The organism is Streptomyces atratus (genome assembly GCF_040655115.1).
GTDB classification, from domain to species: Bacteria; Actinomycetota; Actinomycetes; order Streptomycetales; family Streptomycetaceae; genus Streptomyces; species Streptomyces atratus_D.
This window is the reverse complement of the sequence record NZ_JBFAJH010000044.1, coordinates 44,041-67,112: the sequence shown is the minus strand read 5'-3', so window position 1 is coordinate 67,112 and position 23,072 is coordinate 44,041. Positions and strand designations below refer to the sequence as shown.

The following is a 23,072-nucleotide window of genomic DNA, read 5'->3' as shown; positions in this document are numbered from 1 at the left end:
TACTCCCTGCCCGAACAGCCAGATCATCTCGCCGACCGCCAAGACAACCCCGAAACGATCACTCCGGAAACAAGCCGGTGGATCCGGGCTCAGCCTCGGCGGACACCGCCCCCAACTACCAGGCCGTCACACCGCATAACCTCACCCACGGAAGCGACCGAAGAGCCCTTTGTTAGGACATCTAAGCGACCCCGCCGGGGCCATGGCCGTTGCCCGGAGGGCCTACGCGGATCGTGCGGAAGTAGTCGTAGGACACGTGGGCGGTGCGGACCGGGTGGGGCTGCTGGTCCCTCTCGATGATGTAGTGGTGATGGGACAGTTGCCGCAGGTTGGCGAAGATCCCCGCGAAATCGATCTCGCCCTCTCCCAGGTCGGTCTCGACGTTGTTCCACGGTGCGCCGTCCTTGACGTGGAGCATCGGGAACCGCTTCTCGTACGACCTGAGGTAGGGGGCCGGGTCCGCACCTGCCCGCAGGATCCAGTAGAGGTCCATCTCGAACCAGACCAGATCCGGGTCGGTCTCCTCCAGCCACACGTCGAAGAGAGTCTGCCCGGACTGCGGATCCGCGTGGAACTCGTTGTCGTGCAGGTGGGCATACCAGCGCAGCCCCCGGGCTCGGGCGGCCTCGCCCCACTGGTTCATCTCCCGCGCCATCGCACGGTAGCCCTGGGCGGTCTGGGCGCCGTCCATGTAGGAGACGCCGACGTACTCCTGTCCGAGCGCCACCGCGTTGTCGAAGGTCTGCTGCGCCCGGGCGCCCCGGAAGTCGCCGGGGTTGTGGTGACTGCCGATCACCCGCAGCCCGTTCGCATCGGCGATCCTGCGGAACTGCTGGGCGGTGCGCCCGCCGTAGGTGTAGGCAGGCTCAATCTCGGCGTAACCCGCGTCGGCGATCATCTCGAGTGTGCCCTCGGGATCGACGGCGAGCATGTCGCGCACCGAGTAGAGCTGGAGACCGATGCGGCCTGCCGGAACCCGTCTGCCCACGCCTCCGGGGGCCGGGGCTGCCAGCGACGGCCAGTCCTGCGATCCAGCGGCCAGAACGGCGGCGGAGACCGCTGCTCCACGGAGGAATTGACGGCGACTGCGTGACTTTCCTTGAGCGGAGTCCATCTTTGTCCCTCTCTCGGCGAAAGTTGAGAGGATGCTATGGACACATCAACTGCTCGCACAAGGTCTTTGACCTCGATCGCTCCAGCCATCAAGGTCACCCATTCGACCCCGGAACCCCCGTTCCACCCCCACCAACCCACCAGCAGGACTCACTCCCGCTCGCCACCACTCACTTCAGCTCAGCAAACCGGCAACGTCAGCTGCACATGGGTCTAGGAGGCACCCAGATCCACGGTCGGGTGATGTTCACGAGTTTTGGGTTCTGGCACAGATCGACGTATCGTTCCGAGACTCGCTGGTGTTCGACGGGATCGACAACGTGGACGTCGAAGCGGTGACCGCTGCGTTCGGCACGGTCGAGGTGGTGGCGAGAGGCCGGGTGGCCGGGGCCGCGTGTCCGGACTGCGGTCGCTTCTCGGACCGGGTCCACGCCTGCTATCAGCGCAGGCTGAAGGATCTTCCCCGTTCCAGCCACCACCGACATTGATAGTGGCGGCGACGTTCCCCGCCTGCGTCCAGGCCGGGACCGTCGCTGTGTGGTGCGGGGCTCAGGACTTCGCATGTCCAGGCAGTCCAGCGTGGCGTGCGAATGCTGCGCCGCGAGCATCGCACCACGTCATCCGTCACGACAGTCAGTGCAGCCAACTTCCCGTCAACTAGCACGCCGGCTCATCGGTTGGCGGTCTCGCTGGTCTGTGAGTGCACTGGCTGTGCCGAGTCGGTGGAGTGTGGTCCGGGGGTGGACTGGGGGGTGTCTCGGGCGGCGGTGCGTGTGCGCGGAGGCCGGCGGGCCGGGAGTCTGCCGGGGATGGCGGATCGGTCTGCGGCAATGTCGAGGAGGGTGCTGATGCGGTGGGCGAAGTCGGGACCGGGCATGGGCAGGTCCATCTCGGGCTGACGTAGGTAGCCGGCTGCGACGGCGGTGGGGATGTAGGCCATGAGTTCGGTGACTGCTGCGGATTGAGGGCGGGTGGTGTACTTCGCGAGGTGGCGCAGGATGCGCAGCATGGTGGTGGTGGAGTGAAGGAGATGGAGGAACGGGGGGAGACCCGAGGGCGGGGCCAGGCGCCGCCGTTGCTGGTCGACCACCTGGTGCGGATCAGCGCCGCCTGCCCGGACAACCTCATGGGCATCCGTGACCGCGCCCTGGTGCTCATGCACTTCGCCGTCGCCGGCCGCGAGCACGAACTCGCCGCCAACCGGGTCCGCGACTACGCCGACACCCCCGGCGGCATCCAGGCCGACATGCGCGTCTCCAAGGTCCGCCCCCGTATCGTCCCGGTCCCCTACGGCTCACGCCCTTCGATCTGCCCCGTCCGCGCCTGGCAGGCGTGGACGGAGGCCGCCGCTCTGGACGACCCCGACAGTTACGCCTGGCGCCGCCTGCACAACCGCTGGCACACCGTCATGGAGAGCGGGCTACCGGCCGAGTCCATCGGCGACGTCGTCACCCGCGCCGGCGAACGCGCCGGGATCGAGATCCGCTTCACCGGACACTCCCCCCGCCGCGGGCTCGCGACGTCCTCCCGCTTGAAGGGCCACGACCAGATCGTCATCGCCAAGCAGGGCGGCTGGGCCCCGCACTCCAAGGTGCTCGCCGGCTACCTCGAAGTTGTCGACCAGTGGGAGGACAACGCCCTGCTCGGCGTGCTGTAGAGGCGTGAGACCTCCACCCTTATGCATCCACGGGTGCGTAAGGGTGGGGTGGTCGGCCTTCTGACCTGCGGTTTCAGGTTGGATGTGGCTCAAAGGTGGTAGTGTTTTACGTGTCGGCTGGGGGTCGCTCCAGTCGGCGCAGAGAGACCCGACCCGGCGGTATCCGGATCAGGCCATCAACAGCCTCCCGCCGTCCCCCGAGCACGCGCGGCCCAGCACCGACGCGCGCAAGCAGCACGCCGCCTCCGCCTTCATCTGGGCCCGTGTCACCCAGGGCGAACCCGAGTTCGCACCCCAGCCGATCAGCTCCGGATATCCCGAGGACCAGCGCCACGACCGGCCCCGCCAACGCGGCACCCTGTGGTCTCTACTGTCGCGCCCAACCGCGACTCCCCACTATGCGGCTCTGCGTGAGCTTCTCAACGACCATGCGGACCAGATCGCCAAAGAGATCGACTGCGACCCCCAGCTATAGATGGCGGCTGGAGGACGGGCAAGCAGCGGGTCCTGCCGTATTCCCAGGCGTAGTTGGCGGGAGTGCCCAGGTCTTCTTGGCGGCCCCGTACATGATCTTGTATCGGTGGATCGAGGCAGGCCAGCTGCCCTACTGCGCGACCTACGGCCCTCGCCTGGCGACCCGGCCAGGCGAGGGCCTGAAATCAATTCGACCCCGCTCGCCTCGCCCGGTACGGTCGCGAGCTGTTCTCGCTGCAGGGAGCCCATGAGATCCGCGTGCGGCCACCCCGGCAGTTCCCACGCTGAGAGTAGGTTTCGTCAATGGCATGCCGTATCAGTGAGCTCGTGCTCAAATGCCACGACCCCGAGGTGTTGGCGCGGTTCTGGTGCGAGGTCCTGGACTTCATAGAGCTCGATCGCGAAGAGGAGGGCTGCATCGAGATAGGTCCGCGCGAAGGGTTCGGCGGCCCGCAGCCGACGATCTTCCTCATCCGCAACGACGAGCCGAAGAACGCGCATGCCCGGCTGCACATCGACGTCAACCCCACCGACCGCGATCAGGACGCCGAGCTCGAGCGCCTCCTGGCCGCCGGGGCCAAACTCGTCGACATCGGTCAGCCCGCGGAGGCGTCCTGGCACGTCCTCGCCGATCCAGAAGGCAACGAGTTCTGCCTGCTGAAGCGCCGCCTCGACCCACTCTGACGGCCCTCGCCCAAACGATCGATGCAGCCGCCACCCCACAGCCGCCAACAAGATCTGGGAACCGCCATCTATGGCTGGGGGGTCGCATCGACGCCAGCAGCCTTCTCACTCGGTGACAGAAATCCTGGCCAGGTGACACCTATCGCGGCTCGGCACACGTTGGCAAGTGCGCTCTGATCTGCGGCGGCTTCGGACATGAGAAGCGGAGCCCCGGTAGAACTGGCAGTCGACCAAGACAGCCGTTCACAGCACCGGAGGCTCCGCTGTCCGATCAGTGTGTCATCACGCGCGAAATCACGGTAGCCAAGGGCCTGTTCGCCCCTGGGCACCTGGGGGAACTCACTCAGATCGTCCCGTTCGAGATGGTCGATGCGGCCCTCACCGAGACCGGTGCCGTCCAGCAACGACTGCGGAAGATCCCCGCCCGGGTGGTGGTCTACCTGCTGCTGGCCGCAGCCCTGTTCGAGGACTGCGGCTACCTGGCCGTCTGGCGCAAGCTCACCGCCGCGCTGGAGGCGATACCGGTCGCGAAGGTCACCGGCACAGCGCTCTGGGACGCCCGGACCCGTCTCGGTGTCCGCCCCATGCGGGCCCTGTTCGACCTGTTGCGCGGGCCGGCCACGGCGATCCGCACCGTCGGCGCCCTTTTCAAGGGCTTGCTGACCGTCGCGATCGACGGCACCTACCTCGACGTCCCCGACAGCCCGCTGCACCGGGCCCGCCTGGGCAAGAGCACCAACCAGTACGCGACCTCCGGCTACCCGCAGATCTGCCTGACCGCGCTGGTGGCCTGGGGCACCCGGGCGGTCCTGGACGCCGCCTTCGGCCCCCGGTCCAGCGGCGAGACCGCCTACGGCAAGCGACTGATGCGCTCCCTTCACGCCGGAATGATCGTCCTGCTGGACCGGGGCTTCTCCAGCAATACGTTCCTGGCCGCCGTCGCCGGCACCGAGGCCGCCTTCCTGGCCCGCGTCTCGGCCGCCCGCAAGCCCCCGGTCCTGGGCCGCTTCGACGACGGCTCCTACCTCTCCCGCTTCGGCGGCGTCGAGGTCCGCATCATCGAGTGCGAGATCACCATCACCACCAGCCAGGGCCGTCAGACCGGGCTCTACCGACTGGCCACCGGTCAGGAAGGGGCCTTGGCGGCAGTGACGGTCCGGCCGGCGATGTCGCGGAAAGTGGGCATGCCGAGGTTGACGGTGGCCGTCGAGTTGCAAGAGACCCCGACGGGTTCACCGAGAACGCCCTGAATGGCGTGCTGTAGATCGCGCGTGGGCCTCTGTCATCAGCAGCCCATACGGAGCGCTGATGTGACGTACGTCTCTTCGGAGGCCGCCGCAGAACCAACCCCACAGACCGGGGGCTGCTGGAGACTCCCCGATGGCGCCGGAAAGAGCCGCTGAAGCCAGTGCGACCTCGCGGGCCACTGGAGGGTATTGCATCAGCAAGCGCCGGCCTTGTTCTCGTAAAGCTACCGTCAGGTGACGTCTGTGGTCATCTGCCCTGGTCAGCAGGCCGGTTCACCGCTGCGGTAAACCGCGCATTTATCGCGACGGCGCCCCGCCTCACCAGGGACGATGACCGCGTTTTTGAGATTGATCTTCCAGGGTTTCCCCTACTCCGGCGGGCTCTCGGGCGTGCTGTGGCAGGGGCGAAAGGAGGTTGGGGCTCCGTTCACTCGTCGCCGCGGCGCCAGGCGCTCGGCACGGTGCCGGGCATCCGGTGGTCGATCTGGTGCTCGCCCTTGGTGCATCCGGCGAAGGGTCCGCTGGAGCTGCGCAGCTCGCGCATGCACGGGTCCAGGTGATCACGGTGCCACACGCTGGGGCCGGTGTAGCCGCAGGTAGCGGGGTCGGTCAGCTCCTGCCAGGCAAGCCAGCAGGCGTGCAGCCGGGCGACGGCTACTGGGTGTTCGAACCACAGGTGGCACCAGCGGGCGTCGCTGGACGGCTCGGCGAGGTAGCCCGGCCGTGGGGATCAGCGGGACAGCCAGTAACGCTAAGCCGATGTCCGCAGGTGGCAGCCCTTCGTCAGCGTCTCTCAGAACGGCCTCGCAGAACTCGGCGGTTGTGAGAGGGGTTCTGCAAGAACCAGCCTGGGCAAACGGCCCTGGCGCTGACCAGTAACCACGGCTCTCACAACCGTCATTTATGAGAATGACCGTGTGTGACGCACGGTCGGCGGCGGAGAGGTCCTCCATCATTTCTCCGCGGTGGTGAGGGTCCGCCCGCGATGGCGGCTGTGAAAATCGCTGTCCGATTGTCGGAACGCAGTGATAGAGATTCAGGGTGACAATGACACTCGAGTTCCCCGTTCTGCTGCGACTGATCGACGAACGGTCGACTGCCTTCCGCGCCGCGGTCGCCTCCGCGCCCAGCCTCGACGTACAGGTGCCGACCTGCCCCGAGTGGACGCTGTTCGATCTGGCGCAGCACATCGGCGAGGGGCGCCGCGCCTGGGCCGCCACCGTCGCCGCAGGGCCTGCTCCGGCCAAGTCCGCAGCGGAGGGCGCCCCGGCTGCGCCTCGGGAGCGCGAGGCCCTGCTGGCCTGGTTGGCGGAGTCCACGGAGCAACTGCTGGACGCACTGCGGAAGGCCGGCCCCGATCTCGGTTGCTGGACGTGGTGGGAGACGTCGCAGTCGCCGCAGACCTCCGGTGCCGTAGCTCGGCACCAGCTCCAGCAGATGGCGGTGCACACGTACGACGCCCAGATCACCGTGGGTGCCCCGCAGCCGCTGCCGGCCGAGGTGGCGCTCGACGGTGTCGACGAGTTCCTGTCCACCTGCGTCGCAACGACGAGTGCCTGGCCACACAAGCCCGCTGCCGTCGACTTCCACGCCTCCGAGGGCCGCTCCTGGCGCCTCTCGCTCTCCGCCGACGGCGCACGGACCGCCCGTCTCCCCGGGCCCGGCAGCATATCGGCCACCGCTGCCGACCAGGACCCGGACGCGGCCAACGCCTCCGCCTGGGGCACGGCCGACGAGCTGGTCCTCATCCTGCACGACCGTATCCCGATCAACTCCCTGGAGCTCGACGGCGACCGACGTCTCTTCGAGCAGCTCAGCGCCTGGGACCCGGATGAGTAGGACGTGACGATGCGCCACCTCGTACGCCCCGGGGCATGCCTCCGCCAACGGCTACAACCACGCCGTGGTGGCCTCGGGGCCGCGGGGGGAGCAGACCGTCACGGCTGCGAAGCGGCTGCCCAAGGCGGCGGCTCACAAGCTGATCGGTGCGCCTGGTCGGCACCTGACGCCGTCAGTTCTCAGCGCCGTCCTCGTCGTCATCGAGTCCGGCCGCGTCCGGGTCGCGCAGCGGGCGCAGGGTGCCGCCCGCCGGCTGGGTGGGGGTGAAGCTGTAGCGGCCCAGGACGTTGAGGTTCTTGTGCTTGAGCGGGGACAGCCGGGCCACGTCCTCGTCACGGATCTCATGACCCTCCGCGCGAAGCTGGACGACGGCGGCGTCGATGTAGCGGGTCGTCCAGAGCACCACGGCGTTCAGGACCAGGCCGAGTGAGCCGAGCTGGTCCTCCATCCCGTCCCGGTACGCCTGGTGGATGGTGCCCTTCTTGCCGTGGCAGATGTCGCGGGCGAGCTTGTGCCGGGACTCCTGGACGGTAAGCTGCTTGTGCATCTGCCGCCGATAGGTGTCCTCCACGGGGTCTACCACCGCCAGGAGCTGGAGGGTCTTGGCAATCCGCCCGTACTCGGCGAACGCCTGCCCCAGCGGGGTGGGGTGGCCCTCGCGGCCGAACATCCGCAGCAGGTCATACGCCCTCACCTGGTTGGTGACCAGGGAGCCGGCCACCCGCAGCATGTCCGGCCATGCCGCGAGAACCTTCTTCACATTGACCTTGTTGCGGGCCAGCGCCTCCAGCGGCCCGTACCCGCCCGCCGTCTCGGCGCAGGGCATCTGGGTCTTCCAGAACCGCTGGTCTTGAAGATCCTTGAAGCGCAGGGAGAAGCGGTAGCCGAGCATCTTGAAGATGCCGAAGACCATGTCGACTCTTAATGGGTTTAGTCAAGCCGCCTGAGCCTCGTCGGCCGCCTTCTCGCGGGGGTTGTACCTCCTCTCATAGAGCCGGCCGTCCCGGAGCATGGCCCACAGGATGGAGACTCGTTGGCGGGCGACAGCGATGACGGCCTTCTTATGGCGGCCCCTGTCGTGCGTGTAGCCCTGGTACTTGCGCAGGTACATCTCCCTCTCCCACGTCCCCGCGGTCAGGCACGCGGACTGGCTGGACAGGAAGAAGGCCCGTTGCAGGGGCCGGCTGTACTGGGTAGGGCGCTGTCGGTTCCCCGTGTTCGAGCCGGAGTCCCTGGAGACGGGGGCCATTCCTGATGCGACAGCGAGCCGTCCAGCACTCGGGAATCTGGAAATATCACCGATCGCTGCGAGAAGTTCAGCCGCAAGGAGCTCGCCGAATCCGGGCATGGAAAGGACAACGGGCGCCTGGGGGTGCTGGGAGAGAATTTCTTTGATCTTGCTTTCCAGTTCCTTCAGGCGGACGTTCATCTGCGTGATCTTCTGGGCGAGTTCGGCTACCAGCTCGGCCGCCAGGTCCTCTCCGCTAATAGCTGAGTCCTGTGCCTTAGCGGCCGTCACTGCCTTCTCTGCGATGGTTGCCGCTTTCCTCACGCCGCGCTTGGCGAGCCAGGCCGTGAGCCTGCTCTCGCCCATCCGCCGAATGGCTGCTGGTGTCTGTTATCCGGAAAGCAAGACCAACGGGCCGTCGGATCGGGCGAAATCGAAGGACCGCTCCAGCTCCGGGAAGATGCTGGTGAGCATGGCCCTCATGCGGTTGATGGTTCTGGTGCGTTCGACTGAGAGGCCATTGCGATGGGAGAGGATCAGGGTGAGTTCCTTGGTGATCCTCGGAGGAGCTGGCACAGGGACTGTCTGCCGCCGGAGACAGCGGGCGAACTCGGCGATGACGTGGGAGTCCTTCAAGTCGGACTTGCCCTGGCCGCTGAAGCTCTTCTTGAACGCTGCGAACTTTGAGCCTGTGACGTACCGGGGACTCTGACCGTGGTTGGCCAGGGTCCCCAGCAGTAACGCTGCTGGCCCGTCAACGAGGTCAAGTGCCCACGTCACGTGGTCCGCTGTATCCATAACCTCACCGAATACGGTGAGGATGTCGGGCTCGGAGTTGATCACCTTGCGGTTCCACAGTGGGTCGCCATCGGCATCGACCACGGAAATCCAGTGATGTCCTTTCCCCACGTCGATCCCGGCCCATACCTGTGGCGGCCGTTGCGTCATCTCGTCTCTCCAGATCGAACACGAACAGGAAGTGCCAGGCCACCCCTGAAGCAAGTCCGTACGAGCGATCGAGGTCGCAGCTCTTAATCAGTTATGACGGGTGACCAGAAGACTGGCCGACGGAGTCGACATGAGCCCCATGACGGGCAGGAGTACGAGAGTCGCATCCAGCCTTCCTGGCTATAGATGCAACGATCATCAGACAGTCGGGACACCCGCAGGCAAGTCCGTACGAGCGATCGAGTCGCCACTCTTAATCAGCAGTTACGGGGCGTCCCGGAAGGCCGGCCGACGGAGTCGTGAAGAGCCCTTTGACGGGCAGGCTGCTACGAGTCGCATCCGGCCTTCCTGGCCGGACGCGGAGTTTACCGCCCGACCGGGTGCCCACCTGCACGCCCGTACTGTAGCGATCCTGATCGCAGCTCTTAATTAGCAGCGAGGGCGAGCGGCAGTACCGGTGTCCCGGGCTGCCGCTCATGCCCGATCGAGCCTGCTTGAAGGGTAGGGTACGGGAGTCATTGTCAAGATCTGTGGATCGGGCCGGGCTGAGACGGCTTGGGGGACACCCTGATCTTCTCGCCGTGCCAGGTGACCTCGTGCAGGCCCAGTCGCCGGTAGAGGGCCTGGGCTCTCTGGTTGACGGCAAGGACGTCAGAGCGAGGTCCGGGCCCTGCCGGCGGGCATGCTGCAGGAGTACGCGTCGCTCGGAAAACCCCGAGCGGCCGGTCACCGCCACCATGCCGGATGTCATCGGCGGCAACGCCGGGCGTGCATGCGAGCAGATGAGTTCCGAACTCGACATGACCTTCGAGGACGCGAGCGAACAGGACCGTCCGGTGGACGACCCGGCTGAGTGGAAGATCTGTAACTCCCAGCCGGGCCCGAACCAGCAGATCACCGATTTCCCCGTTGTCTTCGGCGTGGTGAGAGCTTCGGAGAGTTGCAAGGACAAGACGCCGAAGTGATGTGTCCAAGGACGCCAGCGTTCCACCACGGTCTTTCATGCTGAGCATCGCGGGACTGGTGGGACGACCCACAACGATAGAGGACACGGCATCTGAACTGGTCAGACTTTCCACCGTGCGCGTCAGGGGAGGTTGTAGGTGACCACGGCGCGGGCCGGGAAGCGGAAGTAGTCGTTGACCGTGGGAGAGCGCTCGACCATGACGTTGACGCTGGACCCGGTGGCGCTTGTGGAGTGATAGATCCAGACAGGGCCACGCAGGGGAGAGCCGCACAGACCATCCGGGAGCTCGATCTCGTCGTCGGCGACCGCTTTGGTGCCGTACTTCTCATCGAACAGGGGCTCGCCATCCGGGAGGATGCCGGCACGGTGAAGGTAGTCCGGTATCTGGCCGCTCACGAAGGTGACCTCAGCGCTGCCGTTCCGGGTGAAGTAGTGGACGTCGGAGGCGCCGGCGGGGATCGACGCGCCCCCGGCGTGGATCACGCCTGGCAACTGTACGTCGCTTCCCTCGCATGCCCGGACGTCGCCGAACGGGTGGAACAGTTCATCCTGGAACAGCCAGATGATCCCTCCAGCCAGCACCGCCAGGACGAGTACGACGATCCCCAGGCACGACAGCATGCGCCACAGCCCGGCCCCGCCGTCAGGCGCACCGCTCACGTTTTCTGGAAACGGCGTCCCTCCCTCCTCGCCCACCCAGTCCCCGCCCCTGGTCTCCGAACCGGCACTCCAGGAATCACTCATGAACGCCCCCTCGGTCTGCCTTGCATGCCGGCACGGGGAGCATATGCCAGTGATCAACCAGACCGGCACTGGAGTATGCGCCACGTCGAGGAGACACCGTGCCCAAGGCGCGCCCGAAGGGGCCGTCTTCGACATGTCCACTCGCGCCCCTCCCAGGCGATCACCCCACCCGGTCCGACCAGGGCCTTGGCCTCGGTGGGAGGCTTCCGCTCTTCCTTCCGGTCAGGCCGCGTGACCTTCCGGGCGTTCGACGAGGTGTCCGCGTTCGAAGCGGGATCCGGCGCGGACGAGAGCGACGAGGTGGGGTGCGGTGATGGCGCGCCAGCGCGCCTGGGCGGACTCGACGAGTTTGAACACCACCGCCAGGGCCGCGGCTGGGCTGCCAGCCCCGCGGGTGACTTTGGTCCTCAGCTTCACGGTGCTGAAAGTGCTCTCGATGGGATTTGTCGTGCGCAGGTGCACCCAGTGCTCGGCGGGGAAGTCGTAGAACGCGAGGAGCTCGTCGGCCTCGGCGGTGACCTTCTTGGCCGCTTTCGGCCACTTCGCTCCGTAGGCGCGCTCGAAGTCCTTGATCGCCTTCTCGGCGTGGTCGCGGCCCTCGGCGTTGTAGATCTCCTGCAGGGCCCTCTTCGCGCCGGGCTGAGCCGACTTCGGTAGCGCGTTCATGACATTGCGGACCTTGTGAACCCAGCACCTCTGGTGCCTGGCCTGCGGAAATACCTCTGCGAGCGCCCTCCACAGGCCCATCGCGCCGTCACCGACCACGAGTTCGGGATCAAGCATGCCGCGTCGGCGGCAGTCCCGCAGCAGATCCGCCCACGATTCGCTCGATTCACGCAGCCCCTCGGCCAGCGCAATGAGTTCCTTGCGGCCGTCGGGGCGCACGCCCATAAGGACCAGGACGCAGGAATGGGCCTGGCCGAGGCGGACCTTGGGGTGGACACCGTCGGCCCACACGTAGACGTAGTCGGAATCCGACAGGTCGCGGGCCTGGAAGGCAGTGTGGTCGTCGGTCCACTGCTTCGTCAGCCGGGTCACCGTCGCCGGCGAGAGGCCGGCCGAGGAACCCAGGAACTGCTCCATCGCGGGCACGAAATCCCCGGAGGACAGTCCGTGGAGGTAGAGCAGGGGCAGGACCTCGCTGATCTTCGGGGACTTGCGGCACCACGGCGCGAGGATCTTCGACGAGAACCGCTTGCGCTCACCGGTCTCCACGTCGACGCGCTTGTCGTTCACGCGGGGCGCCTTCACCGCGACCGGCCCGGCGGCGGTGGTCACCGTCCGTTCACGATGATGACCGTTGCGGACCACCAGACGGCGGCCGACCTCGTCCCGCTCACCAGCCAACTCCGCTATGTACTGGTTGACTTCTGCCTCCAGGGCCGCGGCGAGCATCCGCCGGGCACCCTCGCGGACGATGTCGTCCATCAAGGATCCGGTCTCCGTGGTTCCATCGTTGTTGACTACGCTGAGCACGGGCGTGCCTTCCCAACCCGCGGTGCAACGCAGGTCTACTCGGTGACCATCAATCGATCACTCGGGAAGGTACGCCCTCCGCGTTTCGCGAGGCACCTCTCCCAAGACCGATCCACAGGTCCTGAGCATTGCTCAGGGTACGGGAGTACGAGGCGTTGTCGGTGGCGACCATCTCCGGTTTCACCCCGCCGTCCAGGTTCAGCAGGGCGTCCAGGATGAACAGGGAGTCGCGCGGGGTGCCGGGCACCACCATCTGCCCGATACCGATGACCTGGTCGTTGATCGCGTTCAGCCAGGTGATGCCCCTCTTCTTCGCGAAGTACTTGGGGCTCGGCGCTGCGCTGATGGTGCGGACGGGGACGACGAAGCGCAGGCCGTCGACGGAGGCGAGCAGGCCCTTGCCCCAGTACTGCACGATCGGCACCCGGGCCTGGGCCTCGATCAGCGCGGCATTCGCCGCGGCGATGGTCTCCGCGCGCAGGTAGTACTGGTCGACGTGGACGAGCCGGGCCCGGGTGAGCGCCTCGTAGTTCGGGTTGATGACCGGGGTCATGCCGATGTTGCACGCCTCGCTCACGAGCAGGGCGACGACCGAGGTGGTCAGGTCCTTCATGCGGGTACGGCCGTCGCCCAAGTGCACAAAGGCGTCCAGGAACCGGGTCCAGGAGTGCACCTCGAACAACAGGTCCGGCAGGTCGATCTTGGGGAGCATTTTCTCGACCCGGCCCCGCAGCCAGGCCAGGGACTTCGGCTCGCCGAGCGCGTGGAGCTTCTCCACGTTCAGCTTCGCCCGGCCGTTCGGCTGCACCTCGATACTGATCTTCGCGTCCGCGCCGGCCTCCTCCAGGCGCTCGGCCATCTGCTTCCACGTCGCGTCCAGGACCGCCGTCAGCTCCCGCAAGTGCTCCTCGGCGTCCTCCTCCAGACTCAGCCCGGCCACGACGTCCTCGCGCACCGCCTCCCAGCCCTTGCCGTCCAGCAGGCGGGCCCGCGGGTCGGACCAGCGGTGCGAGGGGGAAGCGAAGATATCGCGGCGCTTGAGCGCGCGGAACAGCTGCTCCAGCACGCACACCACGTACGCGTCGCGGTCCACCGCCCCCTGCGGCAGCTCGGCGTTCGCGTACACCGCCTTGCGCCAGTGCGACGGCACCAGCTTGTCGTCGACCTCCCGCGGCAGCAGCGGCATCTCGCCCACCTTCCGCCGCGACAGGGCCGGGAGCCGCTTCACCCCGGTCAGGACGCGCATCCCGCCGGTCGCCGCCCCGAGCGCCTTCGACTCGCCCAGCAGCGACAGGAACGGCTTGACGGTGTTGTAGCGCAGCGCCAGCGCCCCGCGCAGCGCACTCTCGGCCGTGCCGTCGTCCTCCGGGACCAGGCTCACCACCACGGTGGCCGCGCTGGACAGCGCCGCCCGGGATGCGACCTCCTCCAGCGCCGCCCAAAGCGCGGCCACGTCCACATCGCAGCCGCTCTGCTCGATCAGTTCTAGCTCCTCGATGAACACCGCCGCCGCCCTGGCAACCAGCCGCGATGCCTTCTCCAGTTGCGGCAGCGTGGACAGCCGCTGCTTGTCCGTGGATCGCTTCGCGGTGCTGATCAGTCTGGTGGCCATCAGGATCTCGAACAGGTCCAGGGCGTCGTCGATCGACTTGGCCTCCAGGTGGCGCATCACCGCGGTGAGCATCGCCGTGCGCTTGGGCTCCGGGGTCCGCTCCAGCTTCGGGGCCTTGGTGCCCAGCCCGTAGCGGGCGAGCGCGGACAGCCGGTTCGGCGGGATCTGCTCCAGCTTCAGGCGGCCCAGCTGGAAGGCCGCGATGTCCTCGACCGCTGCAACGCGCCCTTCATCGCGGTACCCGTGGTCCGCGTCGGGGGCTGACGCATCCGCTCCAGCTCCGAGTACCGCTTGCCCTCCGGCGTCTTCAGCGTGGCGACCAGGTCACCAGGCAGCGCCGGGTCCGCCCGCCGGGCGGCCTTCGCGACCGTGGTGTGCAGCCTCTTCTCGGCGATGGTGCGGACCTCGGAGACCTGCCGGGCCAGCACGCTCACCCCCGGCAGCAGCACCCGGTGCCGGCGCAGCCAGCCCACCGAGTGATCGAACAGTGCCTTCGGCCCCTCGGCATGCGCCGTCCGCGCCCGGCCGTGCAGGAACGCCCGGAACCTCCGGCCCTGGGCGTGGTCCTCGAAGGGGTTGTAGCCGTACGCGTCGCGGATCTCCCACGCGTGCTCGTACGCCGTCTTCAACCGCTCGGTGTACTCCTTGACGCAGGAGACGTCCTCGATCTCCAACTGCGCGGCCAGGTGCTCGACCACCGGCCACGGCACCGCCAGAGGGTCCTCCAGGAACAACCCGATGTAGCGGACCGTGCACATCTGGAGAGCGAAGCCGAGCCGGTTGTGATCACCACGCCGCTTCGCGATCAGCTTGCGGTCCTCGTCGTCGAGGAAGAAGAACCGCTCCAGCTCGGGGCGGGTCGGCTCCTCGTTGAACTTCCCGTACGCCTCGGCCTGCTCATCAGTCAGAAATTCCACCGGCATGCGGCGGACAGTAGCCAGCCCCCGCCGGCGATCGAAGAGCTTCCGGAAAACCCCCGCAATAGACCGATCGCCTGTGCTAGACGACCAAGATCAAGTGCATAGCGCCAACGGCTGTACCGATGCATGAAGACAAGCCGGATGCCCCGCCTCACCCTGCCACCCCAGGTCATCAACCAGGACCAAGCGCCACTGCACCAGCATCGCCGACTCGCCATTCTCCGGCGGACCCTCAACGACGACTCCCTGCCCCTGCGGGCCCGGGTCGCCGCCACGCTCGTTCTCCTCTACGCGCAACCCGTCACCCGCATCGTCCGCCTCACTGTCGACGACGTCATCGACGACGGGGCCACCGTCACCGTCCGGCTGGGAAACCCGCCGTCTCCGCTTCCCGAGCCCGTCGCTGACCTCATGCGGGCATACGTCCAGTCGTGCGAGCACCTGCCCTACGCCAGCAGCAGAAGCTCACAGTGGCTCTTCCCCGGCCGCCAGCCCGGACAGCCGATGAACCCGGTCAGCCTCCAAGTCCATCTGCGGAAGATCGGCGTCCCGCCACAGCACGGCAGGACCTCCGCGATCCGCCAACTCGTCCTCCAGGCCCCGGCTCCCGTCATCGCGAAGGCGCTTGGCTATCACGACAAGACAGCCACCCGCCTGGTCACCGAGGCCGGAGGAACCTGGAGCCGATACGCCCCCGGCGACCACACACGGTGACATCACGACCGAACTCAACGACGAATACGCGACGCCTCAACATGCGAGCCACCAGTCAAGGCCGCGCTAGGACCGCGTCGCCCTCCCGCACTCGTCCCCAGAGGACTCGCCCTGCCCGACCGGCGCGCTGCGGTCGTACGGGTCGACCTCCGTGCCGGCCTCGTCCGCCCGGCGGTCCGTGCCGAAGGGCGGGGTGAAGTAGCCCGTGGGGGCGCCGCAGCCGCCGTTGGTCATGTCGTATTTGTACGAGACGATCGAGAACGTACCCGGCTCGGTGATCACCTTGTCAGGGTCGTCCCAGCTCAGGACCAGCTCGCGCCGGACGATCGTGCGCACGATCTCGTCGTCGCCGCCCGTGTCCGCGCGGGTGACCGGGTAGACGAAGGTGACGTCGGCGGTCACCTGGAGCGCGCCGTGCTCGCCCTCCCGGTAGGTGAGCCGGCCCCGGGTCTTCACGACGTCGCCGACCAGGTGGGTGCGGGAGGGCTGGAAGCGGCTGAAGAGGAGGAGGGGGTCGTTCTTCTCGCTCGGGGTTCGGAAAGCGGTTTTCAGAAGGTCTTGGACGTCCTTCTGGTGCGGGTTGATCAGTGCAATCGCCGTCTCGGGGCGCTCGCCCCGCAGCACCCCGCGGTCCAGGCCGGACGCGACGAGGAAGTCCCGGCTGCGGGCGAGGGCCCGCTCGACCTCGGCCGCGCTCAACCAGCCGACCGCCCCGGCCTTCGGCACGGTGATCCCCGCCGCTCCGCTCGCCCAGCTCGCCGCCGGCGAACCGCGGAACGGCTTGTCCATGGTGGGGCGTTGGGCCGCCTCCGCCGGGGGTACCTGGGTCGGGCGGGCGGTCTCGGCCGCCAGCGGCGGGGAGTCAGGGTCGTCGCCGGCGAACAGGTTCACTATCCGCCCCGGCGCGAGCGCCACCACGAGCAGCACCAGCGAGGCCAGCAGTCCGACCACGTACCAGCCCGTGCGCCGCTTGGGCCGCGCGGGCGTGTAGCTGCGCCAGCCCTCCAGGCCGCGGCCGGGCTCCGCGCGCAGCCGCTTCGCCACGTCGCGGGCCCGCGCCGACGGCTCCTTGGGCGAGTCGGCGGCACCCGCCACCGACTCGCGCAGAAACCGCTCCCACTCCTCGTCGGACCTGGACGAGCCGTCCGGCTCCCTACCCGCGCCCATCCCCAACCGCCTGGCAATCAGTAGACCACGGCCCGCTCCCCTGGGACGCGTCCGCATAATGACACAGAGCACTGACAGCGAGGCTGGCTGGGCGGACGGTGTGGGCGCGCCACCCTTTCTCAAGTCGCCACATCGCAGCCGCATCAGAGAGCGAAGCACACGCTGAGTGACTGAACTCCTCCGCAGACATTAAATACGAGACACCTCAACATGCGAGCCCACCAGTCCCAACGCCGTGCTGGCCGCGATGACCGCAGACGGGGATGGCCGTCACTCAGCTGCGGGTGCCGGACAAGACCAACGAAATCACCAACTTCGCCGCCCTGTTGACCCCTTACGACCTGACCGGCGTGACCGTGACCGCCGACGCGCTGCACACCCAGCGCGAACCCGTCATCCGCTACACCGGCCTGGGCGCACTGGCCCTGCTGGCCGAGATACCTCAGGACGCCTCACGCGACAACGCCGACGTGGCCGCCATCGCCCGAATCGCAGGCAACCCAGAAGACATGGAGGTTCTGGACGCCTACTGCGCCACCGGCTCCCTACGCCGAGCCGCCGACCTTCTCCGCCTGCACCACAGCAGCGTCGCTCGCCGACTCGAACCGATCGCAAAGACCCTGGGCATCGAACTGACCGAGCCCACCGGGCTGATGCGGGCCAGGCTCGCCCTCACCGCGTGGCGGCTGATCAACGACTGAGGCAGATGAATCCGGGCTCCGGCCTCACGCATGTCCAGAAATCACTCTACTCAACAGGCCTTACGTTCTCTTTACTGTTGTGGACACGTCACCGGGACCGGCCCGGACGACGAGCACGAACCCCTGTAGCCCAAACCCCCCACGTGGTCTGAGACGTCCTTAGTTTGCCTCGGCAAGGAGGAAATGTCCCATGCAACGTACACGACGAAGAACCCTACGAGCGGGACTGGTGGCATTCCTGGCCATGTTGGCCCTGCTCGTCGGTGGCCTACCAGCCACGGCGAAGCCCACCGACACGGTGCCCGCCGCACCCGAAGCCCGGCCGGCCGCGAAGGCGCAGGTACGCGACGCGGTGCAACACGACCTCTCCCCAAAGCTGCGTGACATCTCCGCGAAGCCTGGCGGCACCAGGCGCAGCAGCGGCAAGCCCTCCGTGCAGCCGTCCCATTCGCTGGAGCGCGCCGCCGTCAACCCCTCCGCGAAGGAGGGCAGCAGCCAGGTCCAGCGTGGCTTCACCGCCAGCCAGGTACCTGAGTTCAAGGCCAACTTCGAGGGCGTCGGCAACGTCGACGGGGTGCTTCCGCCGGACACCAACGGCGATGTCGGCCCCAACCACTACGTCCAGATGGTCAACCTCCACTACGCCGTGTTCGACAAGAGCGGCAACAAGCTGCTCGGGCCACTGCCGGGCAATGCGGTCTTCGCCGGCTTCGGCGGACCGTGCGAGACCAGGAACGACGGCGACCCGGTGGTCCTCTACGACGAGACCGCCGATCGTTGGATGATCACCCAGTTCGCCCTGCCGGGCGGATCCGCCGGCAACCACCAGTGCATGGCGATCTCACAGACCCCGGACCCGACCGGGGCCTTCTACCGGTACGACTTCCTCTACCACCAGACCCGGATGAACGACTACCCGAAGTACGGGATCTGGCCGGACGCCTACTACATGACCACCAACGAGTTCGCGCCGTCCTTCGTCGGCGCCGGAGCGGTGGCCTTCGAGCGGGAGAAGATGCTCGCCGGCCAGCCGGCCCGGATGGTGTACTTCCACCTCGGTCCGGACTTCGGCGGCCTGCTGCCCGCCGACGCAGAGGGTCAGGCGCCGCCGGCCGGGGCACCCAACCCGTTCTCCATGTTCGACGACGACGCGTGGGGCACCTCGCCCACCGACCGGCTGCTGATGTGGGACTTCCACGTCGACTGGACCAACCCGGCGAACTCCACCTTCGGCAACAACCTGGCCCCGAACCGGTCCCTGGAGACCGCACCGTTCGACTCGAACATGTGCAACGGCGCCCGGTCCTGCATCCCGCAGCAGGGCACCTCGGCGCGGCTGGACGCGATCGCCGACCGGTTGATGTACCGGGCGGCCTACCGCAACTTCGGCGACCACGCCTCCATGGTGCTCAACCACACCGTGGATGTCGCCGGCGACCACGCCGGCGTACGGTGGTACGAACTGCGCAGCAACTCGCCCACCGATTGGGCTATCCATCAGCAGGGCACCTACGCGCCGGACGGCGAGAACCGGTGGATGGCCAGCGCGGCCATGGACGTCACCGGCAACATGGCCATCGGCTACTCGTCATCGGGCAGCACGTCCTTCCCGTCGATCCGGGTGGCCGGGCGACTCTCCGGTGACCCGCTGGGCGAACTGGGGCAGAGCGAGCGGACCCTGATCGCCGGGACCGGCGCACAGACCCACTCGGCGGCCCGCTGGGGCGACTACAGCTCGATGTCGGTGGACCCGGCAGACGGCTGCACGTTCTGGTTCACCTCCGAGTACCTGTCCCAGACCAGCTCCGCCAACTGGCAGACCCGCATCGGTGCGATGAAGTTCCCCAACTGCGTGAACGGCCCGCGGGGTGAGGTGACCGGCAAGGTCACCAAGTCCAGTGGCGGAGCGATCGCCGGTGCGACGGTACGCGTCGGCGGTAGCGGCACCGTCACCGACGACCAGGGCGGGTACAAGCTGACCCTGCCGGCCGGTCAGCACGAGGCGACCGCTTCAGCATTCGGCTACGCGTCGAAGTCCGAGACGGTGACCGTGCCCGACAGTGGCGCGGTGACGGCGAACTTCGCGCTCGACCCGGTTCCGCTGCACAAGGTCAGCGGCGTGGTGAAGGACGGCTCCGGGCATGGCTGGCCGCTCTACGCGCGCATCGACGTGGCCGGCAAGCCAGGCGGCCCGGTCTTCACCGACCCGGCGACCGGCGCGTACAGCGTCGATCTGCCACAGGGGGCCGAGTACGGCCTGACGGTCAAGGCGATGTACCCGTCTTACCAGCAAGGCACGGCACAAGTCACCGTCAGTGACAGCGACCTGGTGCGGAACTTCGACCTGGCGGTCGGGACCTCCTGCGACGCCACCGGGTACAAGACCGGCTACGGCGAACCGGTCGTCACCGAGCAGTTCGAGTCCGGGGACACGCCGGCCGACTGGAGCGTGGTGAACACCACCCCCAACGGCGGCTGGGCCTTCACCGACCCGAAGAGCCGGGGCAACCTCACCGGCGGCAGCGGCAAGTACGCCATCGCGGACAGCGACAACGCCGGTTCCGGCAAGCCGATGGACAGCGCGCTGATCACCCCGGCAATGGACCTGTCCGCCGTGCCGGCACCGGTGCTGCGGTTCAACAGCGACTACCGGGCGCTCGGCGGGTTCGCCGACGTCGACGTGAGCGTTGACGACGGCACGACCTGGAAGAACGTGTCGCACTGGACCAGCACCAGCCGGCGTGGTCCGGTGCTGGAGGAGATCCCGGTGCCGCAGGCGGCCGGGAAGTCCGACGTGCGGATCCGGTTCCATTACCAGGCCACCTACGCATGGTGGTGGGAGCTGGACAACCTGTCGATCGTCAACCGGACCTGCGACCCGATCCCGGGTGGTCTGGTGGTCGGCCGGGTGCTGGACGGCAACACCGGCGCCGGGCTCAACGATGCGACAGTGATCAGTGAGGACAAGCCGGCGGAGAAGGCGGTGACCGGATCGACTCCGGACGACGCCAAACTCGGCGACGGCTTCTACTGGATGTTCTCGACCCTGACCGGAAAGCACCCGTTCACCGGGGCGAAAAACCAGTACAAATCGGTTACATCCACGGTAGATGTGGCGGCTGACCGGGCCACGCGGGAGGACTTCGCACTCAAGTCGGGCCGGCTGACCGTCACCCCGCCATCGGTGGAGACCACCCTGACGCTGGGGCAGTCCAAGACGGCGACGACCACAATCCGCAACGACGGCACCGCACCGGCCACGTTTGAGCTGTCCGAGCGGGCCGGCAGCTTCGACAAGCTCGGTACGCGTGGCGCGCGCCTGCAGAACCTCCGGGTCAAGGGGGGCGGCGTATCGCCCGCCTGGCGGGGCGACAGCAAGCCCGGTGACGTCCTGGAGCCGACCCCGTACGCGCCGCCGTGGATCAACACGGCCAACTACCCGATCAAGGTCATGGACAACGCCGTGGCCGCGCACGACGGAAAGGTGTACTCGGTCGGCGGAACCGACGGCGCCGCCAACCTCGCCAACAGCTACGTGTACGACCCGGCGGCGAACACCTGGACGAAGATCGCCGACATGCCGACGGCCCTGGAGAAGCCGGCAGCGACGTTCGTCGACGGCAAGCTCTACGTCTTCGGTGGCTGGGACCCGGCGGGCAACACGTCGGCAAAGGTCTACGCCTACGACCCCGGTACCAACGCGTGGAAAACCCGGGCCGGCACCAACCCGGCCCCGCGGGCCGCGCCCGGCATCGGGGTGGTCGACGGCCAGATCTACCTGGTCGGCGGCTGCATGGACGGAACCTGCAACAAGTCCAATGTGACCGTCCGGTACAACCCGGGGGCCGACACGTTCACCACGGTCGCCGCGTACCCGGTCGCGGTGGCGTGGCAGGGCTGCGGCGGGATCGACGGCACGCTCTACTGCGCCGGCGGCAACGGGCCGACGACGCTGAAGAGCACGTACGCCTACAACCCGGGCGCGAACGCCTGGACCCAGATGGCCGACCTGCCGGTCGACCTCTGGGGGGCGGCCGCGGACACCGCGAACGGCCTGTTGTTGGTCTCCACCGGTGTCATCAACAACTCCACCACGGTCACGAACCAGGGCTGGGCGTACGACCCGGCGGCCAACTCCTGGTCGGCGCTGCCCAACGCCAACCTCGCCCGCTACCGGGCGGGTGCGGCGTGCGGGTTCGTCAAGGTCGGTGGCTCGACCGGCGGCTTCACCCCGACGCCGGACAGCGAACTGCTGCCCGGTTTCGACCAGTGCGCCACTGTCACCGACGTACCGTGGCTGTCCGCGTCCCCGACCTCGGCGACGCTGCAGCCCGGGCAGAGCATCACGGTGAACGTGACGTTTGAGGCCTCCACGGCGGCGGGCGTGCAGCAGCCCGGCAAGTACACCGCCCAGCTCGGCATCAAGTCGGACACCCCGCCCGTGGCACCGATCGACGTGACGATGACCGTGCAGCCGCCCAAGGACTGGGGCAAGGCGACGGGCGTCGTCACCGGTGTCGACTGCCGTGACAGCAGCACCGCGCTGCGCGGGGCGACCGTCCAGATCAACGGCAAGAAGGGCTGGACCCACACCCTGAAGACCGATGCGGACGGCCGGTATGTCATCTGGGCTCCGAGGGACAACCCAGTCGAGATCATCGCGGCTCAGGATGGCTGGAAGCCGCAGTCCAGGATGGTGAACCTCAAGGCGGGCGAGGCGGTGACCACCGACTTCGCCCTCCGCCCCACCGCTTGCTGAGAGGAGTCTGATCCACCGGGCCCGCGCCGTTCACCGGCGCGGGCCCTTCCCGTCTCCACCGAGCACGGCGACCATCCGCCGGGTCATCAACCACACCTGCCCCGGCGGGCTCGCCGACCTGTTGGGAGCGGACCCGGCTGGGACAGACGCGCCGGCCGTGGATGGCAAGAGCGCCCGCGGCTCGCGTACCGGCGACAGCCCGGCCGCGCGTCTGCTGGCCGCGATGACCGCAGACGGGGAGGGCCGTCACTCAGCTGCGCGTGCCGGACAAGACCAACGCAATGACCGGCTTCGCCGCCCTGTTGACCCCTTACGACCCATCGCCGCCGCGGTCCGCGACATGTCCTACCAGCCCTTCACCGGGCCGCTGGACCTCCTACGCATCGGCTGCCAGCAGCGATCCGTAATCACCCTGACTTTGCAACAGCCCTGAGGGGCCGACGCCCTCTCCTGCCATCCGGCGGACAGTCAGACACCCTCCCTTCCCATGAACGTCGGCGTGGCAACCGAAATCGGCCACCGCACCGTGTATGACGTACGTGAGTCAGAACCGCACCTGCGGAACAAGCCCGATCTCATCGCCGCATTCACGGTGCACGCCTGATTCAGGGATCCACAGACACGCGCTCCGTACGTGGCGCGTGCCCAACTGCATACGGGTATCCGGGCACGTCACCTCGGTGGCTCGGAATGCCCGGCCAAGGCAGCCGCCGGAAAACAACGGTCGACGGCGAGCTGGCTGAACATTAACCAGACCATTTGGTGCCTGAGGAATCCAGTGGGGAGAGGTCGGTAGGACTCCCCCATCCTGTTTGCGAGGTC

At 67.7% G+C, this 23,072-nt stretch carries 16 protein-coding genes and 4 pseudogenes; 9 read left to right on the top strand and 11 right to left on the bottom strand.

Annotation, left to right across the window (positions count from 1 at the left end; all coding sequences use genetic code 11):
* Positions 1 to 181: 181 nt before the first annotated feature.
* Both AB0I23_RS32240 and AB0I23_RS32235 read right to left on the bottom strand, forming a co-directional pair.
* The gene (locus AB0I23_RS32240) at positions 182 to 988 is read right to left on the bottom strand and encodes a sugar phosphate isomerase/epimerase family protein (protein WP_359114634.1); all 807 of its coding nucleotides are present in this window, start codon (positions 986 to 988) and stop codon (positions 182 to 184) included.
* Positions 989 to 1,021: 33 nt separating this feature from the next.
* Positions 1,022 to 1,114: pseudogene (locus tag AB0I23_RS32235) on the bottom strand (twin-arginine translocation signal domain-containing protein); the annotation flags it as partial.
* Positions 1,115 to 1,412: 298 nt separating this feature from the next.
* Here AB0I23_RS32235 and AB0I23_RS32230 point away from each other — a divergent pair.
* Complete coding sequence (locus tag AB0I23_RS32230) at positions 1,413 to 1,601, top strand: hypothetical protein (protein ID WP_359114623.1); 189 nt, start codon at positions 1,413 to 1,415, stop codon at positions 1,599 to 1,601.
* 182 nt (positions 1,602 to 1,783) lie between these two features.
* On the opposite strand, the gene AB0I23_RS32225 is transcribed toward AB0I23_RS32230, so the two are convergent.
* Complete coding sequence (locus AB0I23_RS32225; protein WP_359114621.1) at positions 1,784 to 2,122, bottom strand: hypothetical protein; 339 nt, start codon at positions 2,120 to 2,122, stop codon at positions 1,784 to 1,786.
* Between the two features lie 12 nt (positions 2,123 to 2,134).
* Between AB0I23_RS32225 and AB0I23_RS32220 the strand changes: the two genes are divergently transcribed.
* From AB0I23_RS32220 to AB0I23_RS32210, 3 genes are all read left to right on the top strand, one after another.
* On the top strand, positions 2,135 to 2,770 hold the full coding sequence (locus tag AB0I23_RS32220; RefSeq protein ID WP_359114620.1) for a tyrosine-type recombinase/integrase: 636 nt from the start codon (positions 2,135 to 2,137) through the stop codon (positions 2,768 to 2,770).
* Between the two features lie 777 nt (positions 2,771 to 3,547).
* Positions 3,548 to 3,928, top strand: a complete 381-nt coding sequence (locus tag AB0I23_RS32215) for a VOC family protein (RefSeq protein ID WP_359114618.1) — start codon at positions 3,548 to 3,550, stop codon at positions 3,926 to 3,928.
* Between the two features lie 173 nt (positions 3,929 to 4,101).
* A complete protein-coding gene (locus AB0I23_RS32210; RefSeq protein ID WP_359114632.1) occupies positions 4,102 to 5,178 on the top strand; it encodes a transposase domain-containing protein in 1,077 nt (358 codons plus the stop codon).
* Positions 5,179 to 5,602: 424 nt separating this feature from the next.
* On the opposite strand, the pseudogene AB0I23_RS32205 reads toward AB0I23_RS32210, so the two are convergent.
* Positions 5,603 to 5,863 (bottom strand): annotated as a pseudogene (locus AB0I23_RS32205) (DUF4913 domain-containing protein); the annotation flags it as partial.
* 353 nt (positions 5,864 to 6,216) lie between these two features.
* On the opposite strand from AB0I23_RS32205, the gene AB0I23_RS32200 reads away from it, so the two are divergent.
* The gene (locus AB0I23_RS32200; RefSeq protein WP_436847034.1) at positions 6,217 to 7,014 is read left to right on the top strand and encodes a maleylpyruvate isomerase family mycothiol-dependent enzyme; all 798 of its coding nucleotides are present in this window, start codon (positions 6,217 to 6,219) and stop codon (positions 7,012 to 7,014) included.
* Positions 7,015 to 7,186: 172 nt separating this feature from the next.
* Here the strand turns inward: AB0I23_RS32200 and AB0I23_RS32195 are convergent.
* The 3 genes and pseudogenes from AB0I23_RS32195 to AB0I23_RS32185 form a co-directional block, all read right to left on the bottom strand.
* Positions 7,187 to 7,930: pseudogene (locus tag AB0I23_RS32195) on the bottom strand (Tn3 family transposase); the annotation flags it as partial.
* 18 nt (positions 7,931 to 7,948) lie between these two features.
* Positions 7,949 to 8,608 carry a transposase gene (locus tag AB0I23_RS32190; protein WP_359114616.1) on the bottom strand — a complete coding sequence of 220 codons (660 nt, stop codon included), beginning with the start codon at positions 8,606 to 8,608 and terminating at the stop codon, positions 7,949 to 7,951.
* A 24-nt stretch (positions 8,609 to 8,632) separates the two neighbouring features.
* The gene (locus AB0I23_RS32185) at positions 8,633 to 9,190 is read right to left on the bottom strand and encodes an IS110 family transposase (RefSeq protein WP_359114615.1); all 558 of its coding nucleotides are present in this window, start codon (positions 9,188 to 9,190) and stop codon (positions 8,633 to 8,635) included.
* Positions 9,191 to 9,927: 737 nt separating this feature from the next.
* Here AB0I23_RS32185 and AB0I23_RS32180 point away from each other — a divergent pair.
* Positions 9,928 to 10,155: a hypothetical protein gene (locus AB0I23_RS32180; protein WP_359114613.1), complete on the top strand. Its 228-nt coding sequence runs from the start codon at positions 9,928 to 9,930 to the stop codon at positions 10,153 to 10,155.
* A gap of 122 nt (positions 10,156 to 10,277) precedes the next feature.
* On the opposite strand, the gene AB0I23_RS32175 is transcribed toward AB0I23_RS32180, so the two are convergent.
* From AB0I23_RS32175 to AB0I23_RS32165, 3 genes and pseudogenes are all read right to left on the bottom strand, one after another.
* Positions 10,278 to 10,853, bottom strand: a complete 576-nt coding sequence (locus AB0I23_RS32175; RefSeq protein ID WP_359114611.1) for a hypothetical protein — start codon at positions 10,851 to 10,853, stop codon at positions 10,278 to 10,280.
* Positions 10,854 to 11,123: 270 nt separating this feature from the next.
* Positions 11,124 to 12,377: an IS256 family transposase gene (locus AB0I23_RS32170; protein ID WP_359114610.1), complete on the bottom strand. Its 1,254-nt coding sequence runs from the start codon at positions 12,375 to 12,377 to the stop codon at positions 11,124 to 11,126.
* A gap of 142 nt (positions 12,378 to 12,519) precedes the next feature.
* Positions 12,520 to 14,912: pseudogene (locus AB0I23_RS32165) on the bottom strand (Tn3 family transposase); the annotation flags it as partial.
* A 138-nt stretch (positions 14,913 to 15,050) separates the two neighbouring features.
* Between AB0I23_RS32165 and AB0I23_RS32160 the strand changes: the two are divergent.
* Positions 15,051 to 15,623, top strand: coding sequence for a hypothetical protein (locus tag AB0I23_RS32160; RefSeq protein ID WP_359114608.1), 573 nt, complete (start codon positions 15,051 to 15,053; stop codon positions 15,621 to 15,623).
* A 66-nt stretch (positions 15,624 to 15,689) separates the two neighbouring features.
* Here AB0I23_RS32160 and AB0I23_RS32155 read toward each other — a convergent pair whose 3' ends face one another.
* A complete protein-coding gene (locus AB0I23_RS32155; protein WP_359114606.1) occupies positions 15,690 to 16,790 on the bottom strand; it encodes a hypothetical protein in 1,101 nt (366 codons plus the stop codon).
* A 263-nt stretch (positions 16,791 to 17,053) separates the two neighbouring features.
* Between AB0I23_RS32155 and AB0I23_RS32150 the strand changes: the two genes are divergently transcribed.
* Both AB0I23_RS32150 and AB0I23_RS32145 read left to right on the top strand, forming a co-directional pair.
* Complete coding sequence (locus AB0I23_RS32150; RefSeq protein ID WP_359114604.1) at positions 17,054 to 17,491, top strand: helix-turn-helix domain-containing protein; 438 nt, start codon at positions 17,054 to 17,056, stop codon at positions 17,489 to 17,491.
* A 190-nt stretch (positions 17,492 to 17,681) separates the two neighbouring features.
* Positions 17,682 to 22,250: a carboxypeptidase regulatory-like domain-containing protein gene (locus AB0I23_RS32145; protein ID WP_359114602.1), complete on the top strand. Its 4,569-nt coding sequence runs from the start codon at positions 17,682 to 17,684 to the stop codon at positions 22,248 to 22,250.
* Positions 22,251 to 23,072: the final 822 nt, after the last annotated feature.